Origin of the sequence: Chryseomicrobium imtechense, from assembly GCF_041475995.1 — a bacterium.
Classification (GTDB): domain Bacteria; phylum Bacillota; class Bacilli; order Bacillales_A; family Planococcaceae; genus Chryseomicrobium; species Chryseomicrobium aureum.
In genome coordinates this window covers 155,739-180,569 of record NZ_JBGOBM010000005.1, presented here as the reverse complement: position 1 = coordinate 180,569, position 24,831 = coordinate 155,739, and the positions used below count along the sequence as shown (strand labels likewise).

The window sequence follows — 24,831 nt, the reverse complement described above, 5'->3', positions numbered from 1 at the left end:
TAAAATTATTCTATCTAAAGCATGGGAATGGTGAAGTAAATGGATTTAAGAAAAAAAAGATTATTAAATGATACATTAATATTGACCATCGGTTCATTTTCTTCAAAGTTCTTGACTTTATTATTAATTCCTCTCTACTCTTTCTATTTTTCGGCTAGTGAATTTGGGGAATATGACATCTATATAACTTTCGCGTCAATGTTATACATATTTTTCTCATTTCAATCAGTCGAAGCTGGTTTTAGATTTATACAAGATGTAAGTGAAGATCGTGACAAAAAAAAAGTAATTACAAATTCATTTGCCATAGCCATTATTGGAATAATAATATATTCCATCACCTTAATTATATTTGATTTTTATTTTAATTTTATTTATACTACAATATTCTTTTTTTATGTTTCCACTAGTATAATTTCTAATTTATTTTTGCACACTATGCGAGGATTAGGATATACAAAACAATTTGCGATAATAGGTATATACTCAACTTTAATTACAATTATAATTAATATTATTTTTATAATAGTTTTAAAATATGGTGCAATAGCACTGTTAATTACACCTATAGTTGTAAATATAGCAATAATTTTTCTCACTCTACTTCATTGGAACTTCTTTGTATATATTTCAAAAAATAACTTGGATTTAGACGAAATTAAAGTACAATTGAGATATTCAATACCTTTAATTCCAAATGCTTTATCACTTTGGTTGTTCTCGTCTATAGGCAGATTTGTGCTTATTATCTTTTATAGTACTTCAACAGTAGGATTATTTGCTTTCGCAATGAAATTTCCCATGTTGTTAGCAACTGTTAGTAGTATTTTTTTTATGGCTTGGCAATTAGCAGCAACTAAAAATTATCAAGCGAATAAAAATGATAAGTTTGAAGAAGAGATATTTGACGTTTATAGCGGTTTGATGATAGGTTCTCTTTTTATAATTTTGCCAATAATTAAAATTACATATATATATTTGATAGGTGATGACTTTAAAGATTCTTGGCTTTATGTACCATTTTTCTTTATGGGCATTTTATTTAAATCCTTTGCCCAATTCTTTGAAATTTCATTTATGGCAGCTAAGAGGACATCTGAAGTATTTATGGGCACTTTTATAGCTGCTCTTTTATATTTAATATTATCTCTATTGTTGGTTTCTAAATTCTACATCTTTGGAGTTGGTATTGCTTTTGTGATTTCAGAAATTATTCATTTTATTTTTATTAAAAAGAGATCAAACAAAATAAAATATACTAGTATTAATAAGAATAAACTAATACTCCGAATAATTTTTTTGATTTTATGGACAATTTTGTTTTATATATTTGAATTTAATTATCAATTCCTTTTCTTAATACTTGGAATATTAATGTTTTTATATATTAATTTTAATGTATTCATATTAGTTTTAAAATCATTAAATAAAATAATTAAGAATAAGTTAAAAAAAGGTGTGTAATTATGAAAATTTCAGTAGCAGGAACAGGCTACGTTGGTCTAGTAGCCGGCGTAACCTTCGCCGAAATGGGTCATCAAGTATTATGTGTTGATTTAGATAAATCAAAAGTTGAAATGATGAAATCAGGAACTTCTCCTATTTTTGAATCGGGATTAGAACAACTGATGCAGAAGAATTATAGGGCCGGGCGCATAGATTACACTACAGATTTTCAATCTGCATATAAAGATGCAGATGCAATCTTTATTGGCGTAGGAACACCAGAGCAACCTGATGGATCTGCGAATCTATCTTATATTGCAACTGTAGCACGTCAAATTGCTGAGTCAGTTGAGAAAGATTGTCTAGTAGTGGTGAAGTCTACTGTTCCGATTGGTACAAATGACAAAGTTGAGCAGTTCATTCAAGATTTTTTAGTGAGTGATGTTCGTATAGAAGTTGCATCAAATCCAGAGTTCTTGGCACAAGGGTCAGCAGTTCATGATACCTTACATGCAGAGCGTATAGTTATTGGTACTGAGAGCAAATGGGCAGAAGAAATACTTATGAAAATCTATAAGCCTTTTAATATCCCAATTGTATCTGTTAATCGTCGTTCAGCTGAAATGATTAAGTATGCTTCAAACGATTTTTTAGCTCTCAAAATCTCGTATATGAATGACATTGCTAACCTTTGTGAGTTAGTCGGTGCAGATGTTCAAGAAGTAGCTAAGGGTATGAGTTATGATGCTCGTATTGGGAGCAAATTCTTGAACGCTGGGATTGGGTTTGGAGGCTCTTGTTTCCCGAAAGATACTAAAGCTTTAGAACATATCGCACGTGAGAATGGTTATGATTTAAAGACAGTGAAGGCAGCGGTTGATGTGAACACTGAGCAGAAAGTCAAGCTATTTAAGAAAGCTGCAAAACGACTTATTACCTTCTCTGGACTGAAGGTTGCTGTATTAGGACTAACTTTCAAACCAGGTACTGATGATTTACGAGAAGCTGCTTCTTTAGACAATGTGAAGTTATTGCTTGAAAAGGGTGCTGACATCTTTGCATATGATCCAGTTGGAGCGGAAAACTTTAAACGTTCCTATCCAGAGGGTGAAAATCTACATGGTTCGATTACATATGTCACTTCTCCACAAGCTGCGCTTGAAGATGCAAATGTAGCATTCTTGTTCACAGAGTGGCCTGAAGTGAAAAGTGTATTACCTAATGAGTACACAGAACTTATGCAAACACCATTAGTCTATGACGGCCGTAATGTATATTCTGTTGAAGAGATGCAGCAAGCTAATGTTGAGTATCACTCAATTGGGCGTAGTTCGACTGAAAGAGTTCGTGAAGGAGCTGTAAGTAATGGGAAATAAGCAACTTACATACTTAGTGACAGGGGCTGCCGGTTTTATCGGCAGCTATTTGTCTAAGGCTTACCTTGATAAGAAAATCAAAGTAGTAGGACTCGATAATTTGAATTCCTATTATGATGTAAAGTTGAAAGAAGATAGGCTTACTAGTCTTAAGGAACATTCAAACTTTTCGTTTATAAAAGGTGATCTTGCGGATAAGAGATTTATCATGAACTTGTTTGCTGAGAATCAATTTGATGTAGTAGTGAATCTAGCTGCACAAGCTGGTGTTCGGTATTCGATTGAAAATCCAGATGCTTATATTGAGAGTAATGTGACGGGATTCTTTAACGTCATTGAAGCATGCAGAGCTTATCCAGTGAAGCATTTGATTTATGCATCTTCAAGTTCGGTTTATGGTTCTAACAAAAAAGTGCCATTTGAAGAGACTGATTTTGTGGATACACCAGTTTCATTATATGCAGCTACTAAGAAGGCCAATGAGTTGATGGCACATACATATAGCCATCTTTATAAAATTCCTTCTACAGGGTTACGCTTCTTTACAGTTTATGGACCTATGGGACGTCCCGATATGGCGTACTTCGGATTTACAGATAAGTTCTTCGCAGGTGAAAGTATCAAGATTTATAACAATGGTGATTTTGATAATGACCTGTACCGTGACTTTACTTATATTGATGATATCGTTGAAGGTATCGTGCGCTTAACAGATCAACCACCTGTTGGAGAAGTTGCACATAAGGTATACAACATCGGAAACAACAACCCAGAGAAGTTGATGCACTTTATCCATGCGCTTGAAGATGCACTTTCAAAAGCTCTAGGTAAAGAGGTTGAGTTCAAAAAAGAATTTGAACCAATTAAGCCTGGTGATGTACCGGCAACATACGCATCTACTGTTGCTCTTCAAAAAGCTGTAGAGTTTAAGCCGCAGACATCTATTGAGGATGGGTTGGAGAAGTTTGCTGAGTGGTATGTGGAGTATTATAAGAAGAAATGACTAAACACCGCTATGACATCAGTCTTGGCGGTGTTTTACTATTAAAAGTGAAGATAGTAATTATGAAAGTTTACTATAGTTTATTTTTAAGATAACTTGAACAATTAGTTCAAGTACCTTTTCAAATTAATTATAATTTGGTTACTCATGCAATTAAGCATGAGAACCTCTTTCATAATTTAATCTCCACATTATAATTTTTTCAAAACTCTTATTCCAAAAATCTGAAAGGTGCTAATTGGATTTATTCTAAATCACTTTTTATTACCTTTACAAACATTAGAGTAATACCTAAAGCTATTACTTCAGATGGGGCAACTGTTACGGATATAATAGATGAAATATCCACAGGAATAATAAATTTCATGTGTTTCACCTCCAAAATATGGAGACTTCTAACATATGAAAAGGTTGTGTTTATTCTATCACACTTTCATCTAAAGCTAAATAGCTAAAGTATCTATTATTAAATTACCTTACTATTTTAATTATGTAAAAAAATGTCGAATTAACGATCTTGTCTTGATAAACTAACAATAGACGATAAATATGGAGGTGATGAAGTGAATGAATTAAATGACTTGGGAAGGCTTGCAACTGATGCAAATATCTTATTTGCAATCATTGCGATAAATATGACAGTAATAGGATTGACTTCTCTAGCAGAATCTAAAAACATTATTGGAGTGGACTACGGTAAATTTTTGTTGAGAAAGTATAAGATTGGTGGTTATATACGTATATACTACCTATTAATTTTATTTGCAGTAATTAACCTGTCATCAATTTTTATGGTGATTGTTGATGATCAAGGATTGCGCATCATCCATTTTTTTGTTCTAATGACCTCTCTTGTATTTGCTATCTATTACTTTTTCTCATTTATAATTGTCGAAAATCGAGCGGTAAAACGTCAAATTATTATGCAAGAAATACTAGGACACTATCGTCACTGTATTTGGCAAGTAAGAAATGTATGAAATGGCAATTAAAAATGTTGCTTGCCAGATGCATCTCTCCACCGTATTTAGTTATTCATCAATGATTCTTTCATTCGATTGCTAGGCCCTTTAAAGACGACGAGATGTGAGTGATGGATTAAACGATCGATTACGGCCTCAGTCAATATAGGGTCCCCAAACACATGGTTCCACTCACTGAACCGTAGGTTCGTTGAAAATCGGTACCTGTGCACAAAACAATTCAATACAATTTGCATAAAAGGAGGAGGGCCCTTGCTATTACTGGGTTCTTTCTTCATGTTTATAGAATTGTAGTGAATAGACAGAGTAGTGTGGTGCACAGGTACCTCAGAGGGGAATTCTGGAAGTCTGTAAACAGATAACTCAGAACAGAATTCTAAAAAAGTTCTCTCCTGTAATCGTCAGTCCATACCAGGTTTCTCTGATTCTGACGCGATCCACTCCGTCCGCCAGACAAATCGTTCCTGACCGAAAAGCGTATCTGTCCGCTCGTCGTCCTCCTCGTGTGCATCCTCTTCCGCTAAGAAGCGGTTGCCGAGAACGAACTGACAGTAGCCGGCATGGTTCGGTGGATACGGATAGGGCATGAGTCGAGGGAGGAGGTCGATATCCAAGAATCGGGGCAGGTCTGTCCGAGTACCCGCATAATAGGGGAATGAACTATAGGGGTAGTCGTGGAGGTCCGTGACCATCGGGATGGCTGTCTCTATCGGGTTGCGGTGAATGTAGCCGCTCGTGTGCAACAGGTCGACGACGGTCTGGGCACCCTTCGACCAATAGCGCCGTTGATAGATCCGGCCGACATGACCTCTGCTGTGTCGATACACATCGCTATACCGCCGATTCACAAGGCGCATGATCTTGCTGATGTCACCTGACTCCGCCCGCAGCAACACATGGTAATGGTTGGTCATAAAACAGAACGCCAGCACCCGGAACGGATAGCGGTCATACGCATAGTCAAATGCTCGCATCAGCTCCTGCATGTCACGTGGCGTCTCAAAGATATAGCGCCGGTTATTGCCTCGCAAAATACAATGATAGAAACTGTTCGGGTCATATTCCTTCTTCTTCCGTGGCATCCCACCACTCCTCTCGTCCTATGTACTGCGACTGTAGCACACCCGAGAATTGCGCGCAGGACGTGAAAACTTGGATTTGAAGCAGGAAAACGACGAAAACCGCTATGAAAATTTCATTTTGACATCTAAAACACGCGCAAACTGAAATTGTGTGCGAGCGGTCACGAATAAAAATTTATGTTTACTGGAAGATAAGTGTAGCTTTTGCACTCTACCAAAAACCGAACACGAAAACTCCGATTTATACCAAATCCCCAAAACTCACAATTCCTAAGAAGTTTTTGCTGTAAAAACTCGTACTATGACAACTATCTATTTGTATCCAGTCCATACACAATTCAAAGACCATGGCGTTGTCTAGGATGTGTGATGAATTGTGTGCGGTTCCGAGAAAACTTCATTTTCCCAAAACTGCGTTATAAGCAGCACTGCTCTTCCCAGCAATAGGCAGCCACCGCTCCATGTGCTACACTTTCCAAAACAGCCACCCTCAAGGAGGAACGCCCATGCGTGCCATCTACTCAGTCGGCCTCGAAGGATCCCAAGGCCACATCGTCACCATCGAAGCACGGATCCGCGAAGAAAAAGAGAACCTCGTCATCGTCGGCCTGCCAGACGCCATCTTGAAAGAATCCCGCGAACGCGTATCCAGTGCCCTGAATGCATTGAGTCTCAACCTGTCATCGACCAAGGTCACCATACAGCTCTTCCCGTCCGACCGCCAAAAACAAGGCACCGGATTCGACCTCGCCATGGCACTCGCTGTCATCGATCGGATGAAGAAACGCCCACTCCGTATCGGCAAAGAGACATGCGTGCTCGCATCCATCAACCTCTATGGCGACCTGATGCCCTTCCACGGACTACTCCCATGCATCAACCAAGCACGAAAGCTAGGCTTTACCCGCATACTCGTACCCGCTGGACCCAACTATGCGTTACTACCGAAAGATGACATCGAACTGGTCGAACTCGAGACGATCAGCCAGACCCTCCAGTACCTTGAGGGCCAACCGATCATGCGTCTGACCGAGACCGAACCGCTCCCGGAAATGACAGAGGACGAGACCCATTCCATCGATTTTTCAGCGATCCGCGGCCACTCTGAAGCGAAAAAAGTACTCGAGATCGCAGCGGCCGGCGGTCATCACGTGCTGTTCACCGGTCCTCCAGGCTGTGGCAAGACGATGCTCGCAGATGCGTTCCATACGATTCTGCCAGACCTCACCGATCAAGAAGTGCTCGATGTACACAACACCTATCTTCTCGCCAAACACCACAGACCGATCTCCAAGCGACCGCCCTACAGACACCCGCACCATTCTGCATCTGCCATGTCCTTGATCGGAGGCGGCACCTACCCAAAACCCGGCGAGATCTCACTAGCAGACAGAGGCGTGCTGTTCCTTGATGAACTCGGTGAATTCTCCCGAAAGACGCTTGACATGCTGCGGCAACCGATGGAGAGCGGGGAAGTCGAGATCTCCCGCGTCAAACAGGCCGTCCGCTATCCGGCAAGCTTCATCCTGATCTCTGCGACCAATCCGTGCCCGTGTGGCTACCATGGTTCCCGTCAGCGCTACTGCAGCTGTAGCGCCAACCAGGTCCGCAACTACCAACTGAAAGCTTCTGGTCCACTGAACGACCGGCTCGATTTCATCATGGGCCTCAAGAGCAGCGGCATCCAAGAAGAGGCGCCAGGCGAAGACTCGAAAACCATTCGTGACCGTACAACCGGAGCCCGCATCATCCAGCACGAACGCTACAACGGACGCTATCTGAACGGCAACGCCCCGTCCAAACTCGTCCTCGAGAACTGCCGCGCCACCGAGACCCAACTCGACACCATCAACCAAGCATGTTTTGACAACAAATGGTCCAATCGCACCCAGCTCAAACTCATCCGCATCGCCCGTACCATCTCTGACCTCGAGGGCATCGACCACCTGTCCGACCGAGCCATCGCATTTGCCATCCACTACCGCACACTCATGCCCGTCGCAACAGACTCCAATGTCGCGGAAGAAGGTGGGGAAGTGGAGGTGTGAAATTGACTCGTTCTTTCCCGACAGATCTCAAAATTGAAGACGACATCTTCCAGACCATCATTCCGTTGTAAAAACCAAAGAGTGACCAAGCTAGTGACCAAGAGGGTGACCAAGCTAGTGACTATGCCAACGAACAAAAAGAAGGATACCTAGCAGGTCTGACACCCGTGCAACAAAAAGTAGCAGACTATTGCCGAACACCAAGGACAAGGGCGGAAATCCAAAACTTCACAAACATCAAAAGCCCGCGCTATTTACGGGAACACGTCCTTAAGCCGCTCGTACAAAAACAAGTCCTGCATCTTACACTACCGGACAAACCGACAAGTCCGAATCAAAAATACTACCTAAACAAATCCCTCACCAAGCCGCGGTGAGGGATTTTTGTGTGGACTTTGAAGTGATTTTACTTTTTTTCTCTTCTAAGTACCTGTCCCAAACACAATTCGGACAATGAAGATTATTCATTAAATATACAAATTGAACCCGCATTCCTGTGTTAAAAACTGGATAAAAATAAAGTGTGTTGAAATTGTGTGGGGTCCAGGTACCTTTTGGGAACTCCTTCCATATCCAGCTTTTACGAATACCGGATATCTTTAGATTCACCACTCCCAATCTTCCGGATACTCCCGATTATAACGCAAGTCAGTAGGGTGACAGTTATGTCTTCTGGCCGACTCGAGAACCTGATGGTGCAAGTGATAATACTCGTCAGGGAAATCTGCTAGTCGTTTGACAAGGATGCTCAACTGATTGACGCGTTTCTCAGGTGTCATTTCTAAATGTGTGATATTCAAATCATCCACATACATGGTCGTGAATCGATTGTATTTTCCTGGTGCATACGACTTGAAATACCGTTTGGCATTGTTGAACTTAGTTGCAGGAATTGTTTTTTCTAAACAGTTCGCAATAGCGCTTTGGAACGACCGGACTGTCATCACCGTCAAATCCCAAACATGGGTTTTCATCTTTCTTTCGTACAGATGAATAAAATCGTCCAGAACTAACATAATAAAGATCGCTTCCGGCCATAGCATTTCACATGTAAAGTACATATTCTTATCCGGACCAATCTTATTCAAAAATTTTCCAATGTCGCGACTGTACCCATTCGGGAGCGCCACTGCCCCTCGATCGCCCATCATCGCATGGCGCAGATCATAACACACCCCTAACACACGGAGCCTACTCGCCTCATAATCATCGTACTCAAATTCGGTTCCCACCACAGCATGCAGCGCTTCATAGAGTCGCTCTAGCTCGTCATAATCCCCAGCCAACCTAATCCCTACATGGTGTTCTGTACTTTCCATTCTAAGCATTCTGTAATCCCCCACTGTTTTTTACTTAGTATAGCAAAGTTATTTGTAGGTGACAGGCACCATTTGGAAGTAGAATCCAAATGGTGCCTGTTACTTTTAAGTACCTGTCCCAAACACAATTCAGACATTCATGACTATTCACTGGGCATGCACTGGGAACCCGCATTTCTTCGTTCGAAAATGGATAATCATAAAGTGTGTTGAAATTGTGTGGGGTCCAGGTACCTTTTGGAAGTCGCTTCCATTTAATTTTCCTACATTGACAACTTATAAATAAAGGATTTTATAACATGTACCTTGAATATATCTGCTAAAGAGATGGAATATTTAGGGCTACAATTTTACGGTGAAAGAATTCGTATTCATGAACCTAAAAACGGAGGTGCCCAAATGCAACCAGATGAACAAATCAATTTATTTGCTACTGATGAAGAACAAGCAGCACGGTATTTGCATGTCGTTCATAATGGTGTTGTAAAAGACTCAACACCAAAAGAATTATTTGATGCAACAAGGTTCTCTAGACTTCGTGTGGTTTCATTTGTCGCATCTCCCAAATTCGTTTTCACTATGACAAAAGAATTCGATGAAGTACACCTGGTGTTCGGTATTGAAGACGGGCATGTGGCAGGAGCATTTACAGCTGGTCTGCAATCAATAGTTGCGATTGATGAACGCATTCAGCTCGTTCAAAACCTTCCTGAAGCCATACAAGAACGAATCAAAACAGAGAAATACCAAATTCGCTATTCCAAAAGAAATGATCCTATACATTCGAAAATCTATTTGCTGGATGGCAAAGAAGATACGCGAGTTATGATTGGCTCCGCAAACTTCACGGAACAAGCGTTCACTGAACGAAAACAATATGAAGAACTCATAGTGATGGATAACGATCCACTGTTTGATATTTATCAGAGTCGGTTCAATGAGATCTATTCAGAAACCGTTGATTTCGTTCCAGAAGCGTTCAAGAGGACACTTCTTGGAGAGAAGATTAATATCGCAGATTCCGAACAGTTAACAGAAGTGTTGAAAGAAGAGATATATTCTGGAAAGTTTGCTGCAGAGTTTACACAAGCACAAATGGAAGAGTTGAATGAGGCCGCTCAAAAAACTCACTCACAAAAAGAAACTGTCGAACAAGTGAAGCAAATCATTGAAATCGTGACAAGACTCGATAAAAAGACAGGAAATCGCATCTTATTGCCCAAAGCTCAACTAGAAAAGAAGACACAGTCAATCAAAAGTAAATTGTCGCGCCTGAATAAAAAGACAGAAGAAGTAGATACACGAGTGTTTGTTGAATATAACGAATCCAATCATATGCTTTATAAAAAATCGGATGAAGAGACTATGTTTCTGTTTTCAAATCGAGCAACCCCTGAAGAGATTAAAAATCAGCTCCTCCTGATTCACCAATTTATCGATGCGTATAACGCCTTTACGATACAAAGCTCGAATAAGACACAAATGCGTATCTTTGAGGCCATCTTGTATACATTTATGTCTTCCCATATGTGGAAGGTGAGAGACCACCTTGTATCAAGATTTTACACTGCGTATATCTGAGCGAATACAACACGACGAAGAATTCTATTCACCTGACGACTACTTAAAAGTCGCACGTGAAATCTTCCGGGACTATCACACAGAATGCAACCTCGAGATTCCAAAATGGTTTTCAGAACATCGTTTCGATGATTACAACGAGCGTGGTAAAAAAATCTGGAGAGAACTTTTTATCAGCAACCGAGATGCCTTTGATGTCCGAAACGACAATACCATCTACGTCCGCACGGAGGTATTAGGAAAGAAAACAAAGCGTGAGCGAGAAGAAATCAATAACTATTTACCAACAGAGAGCATCCTAGAAGACAATACTGTACTGATTCTCGACAAAAAAATCTTTATGGACTTTATCGGAGAGAAACCGCTAAGGGGGTTTTGGCGGAGGTGGGTAGGGAGGTAAGAAAATATTAAAAGGTGACAGGCACCATTTACCATCAGTTTCCAATTGGTGCCTGTCACCTTCCACCTGCTGTACTTTTATAATTTTCTACTGCACTTTCAAGATTTCCTGCTGAATATGAACTCTTTTATGTACTGGCTTTTGCGAACTCAATAGGTATACTATTCACAACAAATCCTCAGACACGAGGTGACACAATGGACTATGAAAAAAAGTATCAAGCCCTTCTTAAAGAAAATAAACAATTGAAACTACAACTCGAACAGTACAGGCAGATCTTACAACAAAACAATTTGTTGTCTATCGATACTGTAACTAAAATCAACAGCCATGAGTCCACTACCACTCTGTCCAAACATGAGGTCATCACCCAACGTCTCGCTATCTATCAAAAACTATTTAGAGGACGTCAAGACGTATTCGCCCTGCGTTGGATTGGAGCTGGAAAAGCCGGCTATTCTCCGGCGAAGAGTTCAAAGGGACAGCTCTTACCCCTAACAAAAGATGTGCTTTATGACCATCTTTCAGGCAAACTGACAGTCGGCATTTATCCGATGCTTCCAGACAACAGTTGTTTCTTTCTGGCGTTTGATTTTGATAAGAAAGACTGGAAAGAGGATGTCATATCATTCATACAAGTAACGAGGAATTACCAATTACATACTTTAGTTGAAATCTCTCAATCAGGACAAGGTTGTCATATCTGGCTATTCTTTTCCGAACGAGTTCCAGCAACACTTGCTCGCAAGTTAGGGGGCAAGTTGCTTAAGGAAGCAGCTTTTCTAAGGCAGAAGACTTCCCTTTCATCGTTTGATAGAATGTTTCCAACTCAAGATGTGCTAACTGAAAATGGCCTTGGGAATCTCATTGCCCTTCCTTTACAAGGTGAAAAACGCAAAACGGGGAAAACTGTTTTTGTAGACAAGTACTTTCAAATCATTGAAAACCAGTGGCGGCAGCTAGAACAAATCACCTGCTATTCCCAACAACAAATCCAAAACATACTAAATCAACAACTTCCCACAAATCAACCGGAAATAATTCAAGAGAATACAGAACTAGTCCTCCGTGAAGGATTACATATCCCGAAACATTTCCTAACAACAACACTTACCGAAAAGTTGACGACACTATGCACTGTCAGCAACCCGGAGTATTTCAAAGCGAAGTCTCAACGATTACCGACAGACCGAATTCCCTCAAGTATCAAAGCGTATATGGAAAGTCCAACTACATTCGTGTTTCCAAGAGGAAAGGTGGATGAAATTCTAAAAGAAATCGAGATGCAAGTGACCGTAAAAGACTTGAGAGAATACGGAAATCCCTTAGAAGTAGAATTACTCGCAAACCTATTTCCGCAACAGCATGAAGCACTTGACCACCTTAAAGAAATGAACTGCGGCGTTTTATCAGCAACGACTGGATTTGGAAAGACGGTTGTAGCAGCAGCTCTTATCGCAGAACGCAAAGTGAGCACTCTGATTTTAGTGCATCGTAACCAGCTGATTGAACAATGGAAGACGGCACTCACAGCATTTCTTTCTATTGAGAGTAAAGAAATTGGCCAAATTGGCGGTGGGAAAAGTAAGCCGACGGGACAAATCGATATTGCCACCATTCAAAGCATTCGCACGAGAGGGCTTGAATATCCATATGGCCAGATTATTGTGGACGAGTGTCATCATATTTCCGCCTATTCATTCGAAGAAATCTTAAAGAGACAGCGAAGTGCATACGTTCACGGGTTGACCGCGACACCAACGCGAAAAGATAAATTGCACGCTTTAATGTACATGCAATGTGGGCAGATAGTATATAAAATCGATGCAAAACAACAAGCGACCATCCGTCAGTTCCATCATATTCTTCATCCGAAAATGACGAACTTTAAGGCTGTAGAAGGAAAGGATATTTTGGAACAGTTAGTACACGATGAAGGCCGCAACGACATGATTTTCAATGACATTCTGAAGGCGCTGGATCAAAAACGAAATCCTCTAGTTCTGACAGAACGAGTTGAACATCTTCATATCCTAAAAGAAAAACTAAAGTCTTTTACGAAAAATGTCATTATTCTAACAGGTGCACTGAGTAAAAAAGAACTTAAGCAGCAATTTGAAAAGCTTGATCAACTACCGGATCACGAAGAACGTATCATTCTCGCTACGGGTAAATATGCTGGGGAAGGCTTTGACCATCCGCGCTTAGACACCATTTTCTTAACGATGCCAGTTTCTTGGAAAGGTACACTTGCGCAATACGTTGGCCGACTCCACCGAGCATACGAAGGCAAGGAATCTGTAGAAGTATACGATTATGTAGATCATAAAGATGAAGCGTTCTTGAAGATGTACGAAAAGCGCTTGAAAGGGTACAAATCACTTGGCTATTCAACAGTTGAGGAAGCGAAGAAGGAGAAGAGTCAGTTGCGGTTGTTTTAAAAGGTGACAGGCACCATTTAGGAGGTTGCTCCTATTTGGTGCCTGTCACCTTTTACCATCAACTTCCATTTGGTGCCTGTCACCTTTTAAATTAAATAAAACAAATTTTTAAAAAACTCTTGCAAAATGAAAACCCTTTCATTTATACTAGCAATTAAGCAAGTAACTAAACCGGTTTAGTAAATCGTTTTAGTCTAATTGGAGGAAGGCGCACATGAAGAAAGTCACAATGATGGATGTAGCAAAAGAAGCAGGCGTATCCAAAAGTACGGTTTCGCAATATATAAACAATCGCTATGAATACATGTCTCAGGAAACAAGAGAACGTATCGAACAAGCAATCAAAGACCTGGGCTACATTCCAAACTTCATTGCCAAAAGCCTGAAACAAAAAAAGACATCTACAATTGGCGTCATTGTTGCAAATATCTTACATGCGTTCTCTACAGAAATTATCCGTGCAATTGAAGATGTTGCTGGAGAACACAATGTGCATGTATTTGTCTGTAACGCGGATGACAATCCGGAAAAAGAAAAAGACTATATCGAGATGCTTCTTGCAAAGCAAGTCGATGGTCTTATCATTTTACCGACAGGTGACAATATCGATTTGTACTGCTCGCTAAAAAAAATGAATTTTCCAATTGTCTTTATGGATAGAAAGATTCACCCGACATTGTATCCGACACTACTGCTTGATAACCATGCAGCAGCAGACATGGCAGTGTCACAATTAATTCAAGCAGGCAGCAAAAAAATCGGATTTATTAGTTCCACAATTCTTCCTCAAGTAACTCCTCGGATGGAGCGACTGGAAGGGTATCGCCACACTTTGATGTTGAATGGATTAGAAGTCAATGAACAATGGATTGTCCAAGGTAAGGGAGAAGACATCCGGCATCAACTCGTTGCACTTTTCGAAGCAGGAAACTTTCCAGATGCGTTTTTCACAGGAAATGATCTTTCACTTATCGAATTATTAAAGTTTACAAAACAAAAGAATTTACGAATACCAGAAGACTTGCGTGTAGTGACAATCGATGATTCCCCGTACCTCGATGCATTCACGCCGTCTATCACAGTAGTCAAGCAGCCCACTTTTGAGATGGGCAAAGAAGCAGCAACGTTCTTACTAAAATTAATCAAACACCCGATTTTCAAAGAAGAGTATGACGCGAAACGCTATGCGCCAACGCTGATTAAACGGGAATCCATTCAAATGGAGCGAATGTAAATGCCAAAGGAAAAGAAAGTCCTCACGATTGGGGACGCAATGATTACGATGAACCCAAAAACGACCGGACCACTACGGTATGTGTCGACGTTCGAGCGAAAAGTCGGTGGTGCAGAGTTAAACTTTGCAATCGGCTGTGCACGCCTTGGGGTAGATACAACATGGGTCAGTCGTTTAGGAAATGATGAGTTTGGCCGTGTCATCTACAACTTTGCACGAGGAGAAGGCGTACAAATGTCGCATGTGGAATTTGTTGAAGGTCATCCGACATCCGTAAACTTCAAAGAGATTCGTGAAGACGGCTCTGGGAAGACATTTTATTACCGCACGAACTCACCTGTACTGACTTTCACAAAAGAGCAGTTTACAAAAGAGTTGTTTGCAGGGATCGACGTCTTCCATATTTCAGGCGTATTCATGGCGATCGACCCACAGAATGTACTACTGATCCAACACCTTGTGAAACTTGCGAAAGAGTGGGGAGTGACGGTGTCATTCGATCCAAATCTGCGTTTAAAGCTTTGGACGATTGAAGAAGCAAGAGAAGCTTTTACACTTTTATGGCCATACATAGATATTGTCTTGACGGGATTAGATGAAATCGAATTAGTGCTCGGTTACAGTGACCAAGGAAGTTTAGCGACTTTCAGTGACCAACACCATATTCAAGATTTCGTGATCAAAGACGGAGCAAACGGTTCACTTCTTTATTCAGAAGGGAAATGGGTAACTGCAGAAGCATTTCCTGTTACACCAATCGATACAGTCGGCGCAGGGGACGGATTTGATGCAGCCTATATTTATGCCTCTCTGCAAAATATTCCCGCATCTGAAAGACTCCGAGTGGCAAATGGTGCCGGAGCGCTAGTTACAACTGTGTCAGGAGATAATGAGGGACTCCCTTATCTGGCTGAACTAAACCGGTTTATTAAAAATGAATCGGCAATTGAACGGTAGGTGTTTACATGAAGACGATCCAGACCATTGTTGATGAAATGAAAAAAGTCCTTTCTGAGGTTCACTCACAGCAGTATCACCAACTAGTCGAACTATTACAGCAAGACAGACGCTTCTTTTTTACAGGAGAAGGTCGTTCTGGATTTATTATGAAAGCGGTTGCGATGCGGATGATGCATGCTGAGAAACAAGTGTATGTCGTGGGTGAAACGATTACTCCTGCGATTCGGACTGGAGATGCACTTATTGTGTTATCAGGTTCCGGCACTACCTCATCAAGTGTCCATAGTGCCACTCAAGCCAGCAATTCTGGAGCCACCGTGTTTTTAGTAACGGCAGATGAAGATGTACTAGGAACAGCACCTTTTCTTCAAGGTCTCGTACTCCCGGCTGCAACCAAGTCTAAAAAACACGCACATCGTAAAACGATCCAACCATTAGGCAACCAGTTTGACCAAGCAGCACACTTACTTTTAGATGCTGCCATTATCGATGCAATTGAAGGAACATCTTACGATTCGCTAAAAGACAACCATGCGAATCTGGAATAGGAGAGACAACATATGACAACCGTAACTAAACCGCATCAAGAAGTGAAGGAGCTAGCGATTTCTAAATTCGTAGCAGCAGGTGTTTCTGCCGAGCATGCTGAAAAAGTAGCGGACGTATTGATTCATGCCGACCTCCGAGGTGTCAACTCGCACGGTGTGTTGCGCACCGAGCACTATGTCAACCGAATCAAAGCAGGCGGCATAAATCCGTCGGCCAAACCACTCTTTACCGCTTCTGGCCCTGTTACAGGGACAGTCGACGGCAATGATGGATTCGGGCATGTCAACGCAGACATCGCCATGGACCACGCAATCAACATGGCGAAAACAGCTGGAGTGGGCATGGTGACGGTCAATAATAGCAGTCACTGCGGCGCACTTAGCTATTTTGTGGAAAAAGCCGCAAAGGAAAACTTGATTGGGATGGCTATGACCCATACCGATAAAATCATGGTGCCTTTTGGTGGCCGAGAAGCGTTCTTAGGGACAAACCCAATCGCTTACGGTATTCCGGCACGAGACAACAAACCATTCATTCTTGACATGGCAACGTCCACAGTGGCGCTCGGAAAAATTCTTCAACATCGAGAGCTTGGAAAAGAAATTCCCGTCGGTTGGGGTGTTGATGAACAAGGGAATGCAGTGACAGATCCTCATGCGGTGAAAGCATTGACACCATTTGGCGGTCCAAAAGGCTACGGATTATCGGTCATTGTCGATATCTTTTCTGGCTTACTTGCCGGCGCTGCATTCGGTCCGCACATCGCACCAATGTATGAAGGGTTGGACCAGCCACGTAAACTCGGCCATTATGTCTGTGTAATCAATCCATCCTTCTTCACATCACTTGATGGCTTCCTTGACTCTATGGATCAGATGATGGATGAGCTTCGTCAAGTGGAACCGGCAGCAGGCTTTTCACAAGTTCTTGTCCCAGGAGAAATTGAGCAACAAAATGAAGAGCGGAGTTTACAAGAAGGTATTACGATTGCATCTTCAGTTTACAAGTTTTTAGCAACGCCTTAACTAACGGTACTAAAGATTTTAGTATATAACTTACACTTTAAGGGGGATTTACACATGAAAAAATTACGTTGGGTATCCGTACTCGCAGCTTCTGCACTATTTTTAGGGGCTTGTGGATCAGACAGCAGTTCTTCAGGGGAAGAAGGAGTAGAATCTGTAACATGGAAACTTGGTCACTTAGCCGATGAGAATCATATTTGGCACAAGACAGCTGAAGAGTTTGCTTCTTTAGTAGAAGAGAAGACAGACGGATCAATCACAATCAATATCTACCCAAGTAACTCATTAGGTGGAGAAACTGATACAATCAATGCTATTTCTGCAGGAACAGCAGATATGGTCATCTCTGGTGAAACACTACAAAACTGGGCGCCTAAAGCAGCGTTAATGGCGACACCTTATGCATTCCGCGACTTAGAGCACGTGCAAGCAGTAGTTGAAGGGGAAATCGGACAAGAAATTGCAGATGAAATCAATGAAAAAGCGGGTTTAACACCACTTTACTACCATACACGTGCACCACGTAACTTGACTTCAACTGAAAAAATTGAAACGCCTGCAGATTTGGCTGGATTCTCAATGCGTGTTCCAAACGTTCCTTTATTCTTGAATGCTTGGGAAGCAGCTGGGGCAAAGCCACAAGTAATGGATTTCAATGAAGTATTCACAGGCATTCAGCAAGGCGTCATTAAAGGTCAAGAAAATCCAGTTGATTTGATTCAAAGTGGAGCACTTTATGAAGTACAAAACTTTGTAAACCGCACAGAGCACGTTTACTCTTGGATCTATGTACTTGTTGGGAATGCACAGTGGGAAGCAATTTCAGATGAGCAACGTGCAGCAGTCGAAGAAGCAGCTGCTGAAGCACAAGCATTTGGTGAAGAGTTATATACAGAAGAAATCTCGAAAATTGAGGCAGCTCTAGAAGAAGAGGGAATGGAATTTGTGGATGTCGACCAAGATGCATTCCGTGAAGCAATGATTCCAGCAGTAGAGAGCTTCTTAGATGAAGGACAACTTGATTTATACAACCGAATTTTAGAAACTGAATAATAGGGAATCTAAAGGCACTTTGGACGATTGTCCTGTGCCTTTCCCTATATATTTTAAGGAGGTACTCCCCTATGGGCGTATTAAAATGGATCACTCGCATACTAGGATTACTTGCTGTACTCTGTCTCACAGGGTTGATTATTGTAGTTTCATTGCAGATTTTATCTCGCTATTTGCCTTTATCCTACGTGTGGACGGAAGAACTTACACGCTACTTGTTCTTATATGCCATTGCATTTGCAGCACCGCTCGCTCTACTTCGCAACGAATACATCAACGTCGATCTGATTGTTACCCGATTCTCAGAGACGTTCCGCCGGTACTATGACATCGGCGTTTATGTAACCATTGCATTGATCAGTGCACTTTTAATCAAAGAGGGATGGACATTTGTTGAGATTGGCCGCGCGCAAATGTCTGCGACGATGCCGATCCGGATGTCTGTCATTCATGCCTCGTTGTTTATCATGGGTATCTTTTTATTAGTTATGTCACTTGTTCGCATCGGATTTCTCTTCAAAAACAAGAAAAATCCATATGAAACGACATATGGAGGTGAGCTGTAATGGCATTGTTGTTATTTGGTAGTTTTATCATTTTAATATTCCTAGGTGTACCGATTGCTTTTAGTTTAGGGCTCTCCTCTGTCATCTATTTGATTGTCGCGGACATTCCACTCACAATCCTTCCGCAGCGTATGTTCGGCGGATTGAACTCATTCGTTCTTCTCTGTATCCCAGGGTTTATCTTGGCAGGGAACTTGATGAATGCAGGTGGAATCACAGACCGTATCATCGGGTTTGCTGACAACTTACTTGGTCGCGTTCGTGGTGGTCTTGGTCTTGCAAACGTTGGTGCTTCTATGGGCTTTGCCGGAATTTCAGGTACAGCACTTGCAGACACGGCGAGTATCGGATCGATTTTAATTCCTGCGATGAAAAAGCAAGGCTACGGAGCTGGGTTCTCAGTGGCTGTCACAGCTTCTTCCTCAACAATTGGTGCGATTATTCCACCATCACTCCCAATGATTATCGTTGGTACACTTGCTTCTTTATCAATCGGAGATTTATTCTTAGCTGGAACGATTCCTGGAATTTTACTTGGATTAGGTTTAATGATTCCAACGTACATAATCTCGGTGAAACGCAATTATCCAAAGGGTGAGAAAAAGTCATTCAAAGAAGTATGGAAAAGCTTTACAGGTGCATTTTGGGCTCTATTTATGACCTTCATTATTTTATGGGGGATCTTAGGTGGGTACTTCACACCGACTGAAGCAGCAATTGTTGCAGTAATTTATGCATTCATTATCGGTATCTTTGTTTACAAAGAATTGCCAATCAAAAAGATTCCAGAAATCATGTTGTCGACGATGACTTCGACAGCTGCCATCATGCTACTCGTTGGATTTGCCAATCTCTTTGGGTGGATCATGGTTGCTGAACGGATTCCACAAATGGTCGCAGACGCGATTCTAGGTATCTCTACAAATGGTGTAGTCGTAATTCTTCTAATCATCGTCTTGCTGTTGTTTGTAGGGACTTTCATGGAGACGATTGCAGGTCTTGTCATCTTGTTCCCGGTATTACTACCTGTTGCCATGGAAGTTGGAATGGACCCGATCCAGTTCGGGGTTACAATGGTTCTTGCAATGATAATTGGAGTAGTGACGCCACCAGTAGGGGTCTGTCTGTTTGTCGCATCCCAGATAGGAAACGTCTCGATGGGACATGCCACACGGGAGTTATTGCCATTCCTCTTAGTCAGCGTCATTGTGTTATTAATTGTGGCATTTGTACCGCAAGTCACGTTGTTCTTGCCAGGTCTATTTGAATAAGGAGGATACTCGCGTATGAACGCTATTCAAGTAAAAGAAGCGCATGATCTTCGCGTAGCGCAATTAGAAATGCCTACATTAAAAAATCCAACTGATGTTGTAGTGAAAGTGAAACTAGCTGGGATTTGTGGGTCGGATATGCATATTTATCACGGAACAAACCCGCTTGCTACATATCCACGTATTTTAGGTCATGAAATTGCTGGGGAAGTCGTCGAAGTAGGGTCAGATGTAGCTGGATTAGTTGCTGGTGACCACGTAGTCGTTGAGCCGATCCGTTATTGCGGAACATGCTATGCTTGCCGCAAAGGACGTCCGAATGTGTGTAAGGAGTTGTCGGTGTTTGGTGTCCATGAAGACGGTGGGATGCGCGAGTTTTTCGTCCTTCCTGCCCGCCAGCTCCATAAAGTGAATGCAGGCTTGCCGTGGGAAGAAGTTGTTCTTGCCGAGCCGTATTCAATCGGAGCTCAGGCCGTCTGGAGAGGCAAAGTCGAGAGTGGTGACTTTGTCTTCATCCATGGATGCGGACCAATTGGGATTTGTATTTTAAAGATGGCAAAGCTTGCAGGTGCGACTGTCATGATGTCTGATCTTAAACCAGAACGTCTTGCGTTTGCAAAAGCGAACGGTGCGGATTTTGTGGTCTCCCCACTAGAAGAAGATGTTCTGTCGAAATTACTAGATGTGACAAACGGAGAAGGAGCAAACGTCGTCATTGATGCTGTTTGTTTACCACAAACTTTCGAACAGTCTATTCAGATGGCATCGGTAGCGGGGACGATTGTAATTTTAGGATTTGATGAACGTTTTTCTCAGATTCCGCAACTACCGATTACGAAGAAAGAATTGACGATTGTTGGGTCTCGTTTGCAGACAAACCAATTCGCTAAAGTGGTTCAATTATTAAATGAAGGCAAACTGAAAGAAAATGGATTAATTACACATCGATTTACAATCGACCAAGCGCAAGAGGCATTCACCTTTGTAGAACAGAATCCAGATACAGTTCGAAAAGCTTTGATTGAATTTTCGTAAGGAAAGGGGCAGACCATGACAACAAAGTATGAGACATTAATAAGATTACAAGAGTTGAGAGTTGTTGCCGTAATTCGAGGTGCATCGTATCAAGAAGCAATCGATGTATCACGCGCAGCCATAGCAGGTGGTTTAAAAGCAATTGAAGTGACATATACAACACCTGAAGTAGCTGAAGCATTTCGAGCTCTTCAAAAAGAGGACTGTTTGATTGGTGCAGGTACTGTGCTGGATTCTGAAACGGCACGCCATGCGATCCTCCATGGTGCACAGTTTGTGGTGAGTCCTCATTTTAACCCCGAAATTAGTACAGTCTGTAACCGGTATGCAATCCCTTATTTGCCTGGTTGCCTAACAATCAAAGAAATGGTGGAAGCAGCTGAGTGTGGACATGATGTCATCAAGCTGTTCCCAGCAAATAATTTCGAGCCTTCTTTTATTGGTGCTGTTAACGGTCCACTTCCACACTTACAGATTATGCCGACAGGTGGCGTCAACTTAGCAACCGCGCGCTCATGGCTAGATGCAGGAGCTTTTGCTGTAGGGGTTGGAAGTGACTTAACAAAAGCTTATCGATCAGGTGGTGCACAGGCCGTTACCGACCTAGCAAAAGAGTACATGGCAGCAACTTCAAAGGAGAGTGATTGACACGATGAATATGACATGGCGCTGGTATGGTCGTGGTAACGATCAGATCACTTTAGAGCACATCAAACAAATTCCAAACGTAAAAGGCATTGTGTGGGCACTTCATGGTAAAGCGGCTGGAGAAGTATGGCCACTTGAAGAAATCAAAAGTGAAGTTGACTACATTCGCTCGCACGGATTTCATGCTGATGTAGTGGAAAGTGTAAATATTCATGATGCGATCAAGATTGGTTCTCCGGACCGAGATACGTATATCGAAAACTACAAACAGACGATTCGTCATCTAGGACAGGTTGGCGTAAAAGTCATCTGCTACAACTTCATGCCAGTGTTTGACTGGACGCGTACGGATTTGTATCACCCCCTTCCGGACGGATCTACAGCGCTCTTTTATGAAAAGAGCAAAGTACATGATATCGAACCTGCAGAACTGATAGAAAAGATTGCAAGTTCGACTACGATGACTATGCCGGGGTGGGAACCGGAGCGACTTGCTAAAATTCAGGAACTATTTGATGCGTATGCAGACGTCACTGAAGACGATTTATGGGAAAATCTTGCGTATTTCCTAAGCGCAATTCTTCCAGTTTGTGAAGAACAAGACATTCAAATGGCGATTCACCCAGACGATCCACCGTGGTCGATTTTCGGATTGCCACGCATCATGACGAGCGGCGACAGCTTGAAGCGTTTACTCGAGATTTCCGATTCAAAAGCCAATGGGATCACGTTCTGTACAGGTTCTCTTGGTGCAAATCCATCCAATGACATGGTAGCACTTGCCCATCAATTTTTGGCGCGTTCACCATTCTCGCATCTCCGCAACGTCAAAATTTTTGAGAACGGAGATTTCATTGAGACGTCTCATTTTACGTCAGACGGCTCTGTCGATTTGACGAATGTCGTGCGTGAGATGGCGGATCAAGGATTTACGGGATACGTTCGTCCTGACCACGGGCGTCATCTTTGGAATGAAGAAGGTCGCCCAGGCTACGGCTTATATGACCGCGCGCTTGGCGTCATGTATTTGAATGGTTTATGGGATGCGTATCAAGCACGGAAGCAGGAGGTCTAACCATGTACACCCATGAAAATTTAAGAGGCCGCACTGCTGTCATAACAGGTGGAAGTGGCGTATTGTGTTCCGCTATGGCAAAGGAATTAGCAAAACAGGGCGTACGTGTCGCACTCATCAATCGCACACTTGAAAAAGGTCAAATCATCGTAGATGAGATTCGAGCGTCGGGTGGGGAAGCGGTTGCTTACTCTGCAGACGTTTTGGACCGGGCATCGCTTGAAGCTGTTCGCGACCAAGTGATCTCTGCGTTTGGACAAGTAGATATTTTGATTACAGGAGCAGGCGGGAATCAACCGGCCGCTACTACGACGAACGAGGTATTTGGAGAAGGCGATGCCACGCAGACTTTCTTCGATATGGACGCTCTCGCGTTCTCGAAAGTATTCGATTTGAATTTCACCGGGACATTTTTGACGTCTCAAGTGTTTGGAAAAGAGTTATTGAAATCTAAGAATCCTGTCATTTTGAATATTTCATCGATGAGTGCTTATTCGCCGATGACCAAAGTTCCTGCTTACAGTGCTGCAAAAGCATCTATTAACAATTTCACGATGTGGATGGCGGTTCATTTCGCGGAAGCTGGCCTGCGCGTCAACGCCCTTGCACCAGGATTCTTCTTGACCGAGCAAAACCGTAAGCTACTCACACATGAAGATGGAAGTTTGACAGACCGCTCGCATAAAATCATGACGCACACACCGATGCGCCGGTTTGGTAACCCTGAAGATTTGATTGGAACAATGCTCTGGCTTGTCGATGAGTCTTATTCTGGCTTCGTCACAGGCGTCACTGTACCGGTCGATGGCGGCTTCATGGCCTATTCGGGTGTGTGACCATGAAACTTCAACTAGCGCTTGATCGCCTCACGCAAGAGAAGTGTTTTGCATTGATTCAAGAAACAGCGGAGGTCGTCGACATTGTGGAAATCGGCACCGGCGTCATCAAAGAATACGGTATGGCAATTGTGCGGGACATTCATAAGCAATTTCCGGATAAATCTCTTTTTGTTGACATGAAAACGTGTGATGCAGGTAGACACGAAGCCTATCAAGCTTTTGGAGCGGGTGCTAGCTACGTTACTGCAATGGCATTTGCCGCGGATCAAACGATTCAAGATATGTTACTAGTTGCGAAAGAGTTTGAGGGCGAGATCGTGATCGACCTTTTAAATTGTTCGGATCCCGCCAGAGTTCGAGCACTTTATGAGCTCGGTGCACGTCATTTCTGTCTTCATATCGGCAAAGATATGCAATCAAAAGGGGACACTTCCGTTCTTACACACATCAATTTAGTGAGTGGTTTAGATAGCGTAACCATCTACATCGCAGGGGGTATCAACTTAGAGCGTGTTCACTATTTGGACGCTACACGCATTGATGTAGCAATAGTTGGGAGCGGTATAACTGCTAACAATACCCCACGGATCGAGGCACAGGCAATCCGTAGTGTATTGATGAGCAAATCGTAAATGATTAGAGTACTTAATGGGTGCCTGTCACCAAATGGGAATCACTCCCATTTAGTGACAGGCACTATCTGGGATATTACATCCAATTTTAGAGTCAAGGAAGCACCTCCGCTGTGGCGGAGGTGCTTTTGGCATTTAGAAGGTTATCTACAAGAGGTGAGTTTTTAGAGTTTGAATAGTTGAATGAAACTTTTTGGGGGTGCCTGTCACCATTTTCCACCAATTGGGGATACATTCCAAAAAAACTAGAGCAACCTCAGTTGGC

At 42.3% G+C, this 24,831-nt stretch carries 24 protein-coding genes and 1 pseudogene; 21 read left to right on the top strand and 4 right to left on the bottom strand.

The window, feature by feature from the left end; translation table 11 throughout:
• Positions 1-39: 39 nt before the first annotated feature.
• The 3 genes from AB5N96_RS07070 to AB5N96_RS07060 are packed head-to-tail and all read left to right on the top strand — an operon-like array spanning position 40 to position 3,825.
• The gene (locus AB5N96_RS07070) at positions 40-1,464 is read left to right on the top strand and encodes a lipopolysaccharide biosynthesis protein (protein WP_499705063.1); all 1,425 of its coding nucleotides are present in this window, start codon (positions 40-42) and stop codon (positions 1,462-1,464) included.
• On the top strand, positions 1,464-2,822 hold the full coding sequence (locus tag AB5N96_RS07065; RefSeq protein ID WP_499705094.1) for a UDP-glucose dehydrogenase family protein: 1,359 nt from the start codon (positions 1,464-1,466) through the stop codon (positions 2,820-2,822). The genes AB5N96_RS07070 and AB5N96_RS07065 overlap by 1 nt, the downstream gene beginning before the upstream one ends.
• Positions 2,812-3,825 carry a GDP-mannose 4,6-dehydratase gene (locus AB5N96_RS07060; protein ID WP_499705062.1) on the top strand — a complete coding sequence of 338 codons (1,014 nt, stop codon included), beginning with the start codon at positions 2,812-2,814 and terminating at the stop codon, positions 3,823-3,825. The genes AB5N96_RS07065 and AB5N96_RS07060 overlap by 11 nt, the downstream gene beginning before the upstream one ends.
• 244 nt (positions 3,826-4,069) lie before the next feature.
• Here the strand turns inward: AB5N96_RS07060 and AB5N96_RS07055 are convergent, their stop codons facing one another.
• A complete protein-coding gene (locus AB5N96_RS07055) occupies positions 4,070-4,192 on the bottom strand; it encodes a hypothetical protein (protein WP_499705061.1) in 123 nt (40 codons plus the stop codon).
• 196 nt (positions 4,193-4,388) lie between these two features.
• On the opposite strand from AB5N96_RS07055, the gene AB5N96_RS07050 reads away from it, so the two are divergent.
• Positions 4,389-4,805, top strand: coding sequence for a hypothetical protein (locus AB5N96_RS07050; protein WP_499705060.1), 417 nt, complete (start codon positions 4,389-4,391; stop codon positions 4,803-4,805).
• Between the two features lie 47 nt (positions 4,806-4,852).
• Here the strand turns inward: AB5N96_RS07050 and AB5N96_RS07045 are convergent.
• A pseudogene (locus tag AB5N96_RS07045) lies at positions 4,853-5,002 on the bottom strand (ATP-binding protein); the annotation flags it as partial.
• A gap of 207 nt (positions 5,003-5,209) precedes the next feature.
• On the bottom strand, positions 5,210-5,890 hold the full coding sequence (locus AB5N96_RS07040) for a transposase (protein WP_499705059.1): 681 nt from the start codon (positions 5,888-5,890) through the stop codon (positions 5,210-5,212).
• A gap of 506 nt (positions 5,891-6,396) precedes the next feature.
• On the opposite strand from AB5N96_RS07040, the gene AB5N96_RS07035 reads away from it, so the two are divergent.
• Together AB5N96_RS07035 and AB5N96_RS07030 are read left to right on the top strand one after the other, a co-directional pair.
• Entirely contained in the window at positions 6,397-7,938 is a 1,542-nt protein-coding gene (locus tag AB5N96_RS07035; RefSeq protein WP_499705058.1) for a YifB family Mg chelatase-like AAA ATPase, read from the top strand.
• Positions 7,939-8,105: 167 nt separating this feature from the next.
• Entirely contained in the window at positions 8,106-8,315 is a 210-nt protein-coding gene (locus tag AB5N96_RS07030) for a Fic family protein (protein WP_499705057.1), read from the top strand.
• Positions 8,316-8,543: 228 nt separating this feature from the next.
• Here the strand turns inward: AB5N96_RS07030 and AB5N96_RS07025 are convergent, their stop codons facing one another.
• A complete protein-coding gene (locus tag AB5N96_RS07025; RefSeq protein ID WP_499705056.1) occupies positions 8,544-9,266 on the bottom strand; it encodes a DUF6904 family protein in 723 nt (240 codons plus the stop codon).
• Positions 9,267-9,656: 390 nt separating this feature from the next.
• Between AB5N96_RS07025 and AB5N96_RS07020 the strand changes: the two genes are divergently transcribed.
• The 15 genes from AB5N96_RS07020 (at position 9,657) to hxlA (ending at position 24,566) form a co-directional block, all read left to right on the top strand.
• A complete protein-coding gene (locus AB5N96_RS07020; protein ID WP_499705055.1) occupies positions 9,657-10,838 on the top strand; it encodes a phospholipase D family protein in 1,182 nt (393 codons plus the stop codon).
• Complete coding sequence (locus tag AB5N96_RS07015; RefSeq protein WP_204589690.1) at positions 10,807-11,238, top strand: hypothetical protein; 432 nt, start codon at positions 10,807-10,809, stop codon at positions 11,236-11,238. The genes AB5N96_RS07020 and AB5N96_RS07015 overlap by 32 nt, the downstream gene beginning before the upstream one ends.
• 197 nt (positions 11,239-11,435) lie before the next feature.
• Complete coding sequence (locus AB5N96_RS07010) at positions 11,436-13,679, top strand: TOTE conflict system archaeo-eukaryotic primase domain-containing protein (protein ID WP_499705054.1); 2,244 nt, start codon at positions 11,436-11,438, stop codon at positions 13,677-13,679.
• Positions 13,680-13,893: 214 nt separating this feature from the next.
• On the top strand, positions 13,894-14,913 hold the full coding sequence (locus AB5N96_RS07005) for a LacI family DNA-binding transcriptional regulator (RefSeq protein ID WP_499705053.1): 1,020 nt from the start codon (positions 13,894-13,896) through the stop codon (positions 14,911-14,913).
• Positions 14,914-15,870: a sugar kinase gene (locus tag AB5N96_RS07000; protein WP_499705052.1), complete on the top strand. Its 957-nt coding sequence runs from the start codon at positions 14,914-14,916 to the stop codon at positions 15,868-15,870.
• An 8-nt stretch (positions 15,871-15,878) separates the two neighbouring features.
• Entirely contained in the window at positions 15,879-16,421 is a 543-nt protein-coding gene (hxlB, locus tag AB5N96_RS06995; RefSeq protein ID WP_204589686.1) for a 6-phospho-3-hexuloisomerase, read from the top strand.
• Between the two features lie 12 nt (positions 16,422-16,433).
• Positions 16,434-17,447 (top strand): ureidoglycolate dehydrogenase, encoded by a 1,014-nt coding sequence (gene allD, locus AB5N96_RS06990; protein WP_204589685.1) that lies wholly within the window; start codon positions 16,434-16,436, stop codon positions 17,445-17,447.
• A gap of 54 nt (positions 17,448-17,501) precedes the next feature.
• Complete coding sequence (locus AB5N96_RS06985; protein ID WP_499705051.1) at positions 17,502-18,500, top strand: TRAP transporter substrate-binding protein; 999 nt, start codon at positions 17,502-17,504, stop codon at positions 18,498-18,500.
• A 71-nt stretch (positions 18,501-18,571) separates the two neighbouring features.
• Complete coding sequence (locus AB5N96_RS06980; protein ID WP_499705050.1) at positions 18,572-19,066, top strand: TRAP transporter small permease; 495 nt, start codon at positions 18,572-18,574, stop codon at positions 19,064-19,066.
• A complete protein-coding gene (locus AB5N96_RS06975) occupies positions 19,066-20,337 on the top strand; it encodes a TRAP transporter large permease (RefSeq protein WP_499705049.1) in 1,272 nt (423 codons plus the stop codon). Before AB5N96_RS06980 ends, AB5N96_RS06975 begins: the two co-directional genes overlap by 1 nt.
• Before the next feature lie 15 nt (positions 20,338-20,352).
• A complete protein-coding gene (locus AB5N96_RS06970; RefSeq protein ID WP_204589681.1) occupies positions 20,353-21,372 on the top strand; it encodes a zinc-binding alcohol dehydrogenase family protein in 1,020 nt (339 codons plus the stop codon).
• 15 nt (positions 21,373-21,387) lie between these two features.
• Positions 21,388-22,020 (top strand): bifunctional 2-keto-4-hydroxyglutarate aldolase/2-keto-3-deoxy-6-phosphogluconate aldolase, encoded by a 633-nt coding sequence (locus AB5N96_RS06965; protein WP_499705048.1) that lies wholly within the window; start codon positions 21,388-21,390, stop codon positions 22,018-22,020.
• A 4-nt stretch (positions 22,021-22,024) separates the two neighbouring features.
• Complete coding sequence (uxuA, locus tag AB5N96_RS06960; RefSeq protein ID WP_499705047.1) at positions 22,025-23,095, top strand: mannonate dehydratase; 1,071 nt, start codon at positions 22,025-22,027, stop codon at positions 23,093-23,095.
• A 2-nt stretch (positions 23,096-23,097) separates the two neighbouring features.
• Positions 23,098-23,931, top strand: coding sequence for an SDR family oxidoreductase (locus AB5N96_RS06955; RefSeq protein ID WP_499705046.1), 834 nt, complete (start codon positions 23,098-23,100; stop codon positions 23,929-23,931).
• Between the two features lie 2 nt (positions 23,932-23,933).
• Entirely contained in the window at positions 23,934-24,566 is a 633-nt protein-coding gene (gene hxlA / locus AB5N96_RS06950; protein ID WP_499705045.1) for a 3-hexulose-6-phosphate synthase, read from the top strand.
• The last annotated feature ends 265 nt before the right edge of the window (positions 24,567-24,831 follow it).

What these genes read in the sequence shown, in the direction of transcription:
- AB5N96_RS07070 (WP_499705063.1), top strand. Translation starts at nt 40, where the DNA reads ATGGATTTAAGAAAAAAAAGATTATTAAATGATACATTAATATTGACC.
- AB5N96_RS07060 (WP_499705062.1), top strand. Translation starts at nt 2,812, where the DNA reads ATGGGAAATAAGCAACTTACATACTTAGTGACAGGGGCTGCCGGTTTT.
- AB5N96_RS07055 (WP_499705061.1), bottom strand. Translation starts at nt 4,192, where the DNA reads ATGAAATTTATTATTCCTGTGGATATTTCATCTATTATATCCGTAACA.
- AB5N96_RS07040 (WP_499705059.1), bottom strand. Translation starts at nt 5,890, where the DNA reads ATGCCACGGAAGAAGAAGGAATATGACCCGAACAGTTTCTATCATTGT.
- AB5N96_RS07035 (WP_499705058.1), top strand. Translation starts at nt 6,397, where the DNA reads ATGCGTGCCATCTACTCAGTCGGCCTCGAAGGATCCCAAGGCCACATC.
- AB5N96_RS07025 (WP_499705056.1), bottom strand. Translation starts at nt 9,266, where the DNA reads ATGCTTAGAATGGAAAGTACAGAACACCATGTAGGGATTAGGTTGGCT.
- AB5N96_RS07020 (WP_499705055.1), top strand. Translation starts at nt 9,657, where the DNA reads ATGCAACCAGATGAACAAATCAATTTATTTGCTACTGATGAAGAACAA.
- AB5N96_RS07010 (WP_499705054.1), top strand. Translation starts at nt 11,436, where the DNA reads ATGGACTATGAAAAAAAGTATCAAGCCCTTCTTAAAGAAAATAAACAA.
- AB5N96_RS07005 (WP_499705053.1), top strand. Translation starts at nt 13,894, where the DNA reads ATGAAGAAAGTCACAATGATGGATGTAGCAAAAGAAGCAGGCGTATCC.
- AB5N96_RS07000 (WP_499705052.1), top strand. Translation starts at nt 14,914, where the DNA reads ATGCCAAAGGAAAAGAAAGTCCTCACGATTGGGGACGCAATGATTACG.
- hxlB (WP_204589686.1), top strand. Translation starts at nt 15,879, where the DNA reads ATGAAGACGATCCAGACCATTGTTGATGAAATGAAAAAAGTCCTTTCT.
- allD (WP_204589685.1), top strand. Translation starts at nt 16,434, where the DNA reads ATGACAACCGTAACTAAACCGCATCAAGAAGTGAAGGAGCTAGCGATT.
- AB5N96_RS06985 (WP_499705051.1), top strand. Translation starts at nt 17,502, where the DNA reads ATGAAAAAATTACGTTGGGTATCCGTACTCGCAGCTTCTGCACTATTT.
- AB5N96_RS06980 (WP_499705050.1), top strand. Translation starts at nt 18,572, where the DNA reads ATGGGCGTATTAAAATGGATCACTCGCATACTAGGATTACTTGCTGTA.
- AB5N96_RS06975 (WP_499705049.1), top strand. Translation starts at nt 19,066, where the DNA reads ATGGCATTGTTGTTATTTGGTAGTTTTATCATTTTAATATTCCTAGGT.
- AB5N96_RS06970 (WP_204589681.1), top strand. Translation starts at nt 20,353, where the DNA reads ATGAACGCTATTCAAGTAAAAGAAGCGCATGATCTTCGCGTAGCGCAA.
- AB5N96_RS06965 (WP_499705048.1), top strand. Translation starts at nt 21,388, where the DNA reads ATGACAACAAAGTATGAGACATTAATAAGATTACAAGAGTTGAGAGTT.
- uxuA (WP_499705047.1), top strand. Translation starts at nt 22,025, where the DNA reads ATGAATATGACATGGCGCTGGTATGGTCGTGGTAACGATCAGATCACT.
- AB5N96_RS06955 (WP_499705046.1), top strand. Translation starts at nt 23,098, where the DNA reads ATGTACACCCATGAAAATTTAAGAGGCCGCACTGCTGTCATAACAGGT.
- hxlA (WP_499705045.1), top strand. Translation starts at nt 23,934, where the DNA reads ATGAAACTTCAACTAGCGCTTGATCGCCTCACGCAAGAGAAGTGTTTT.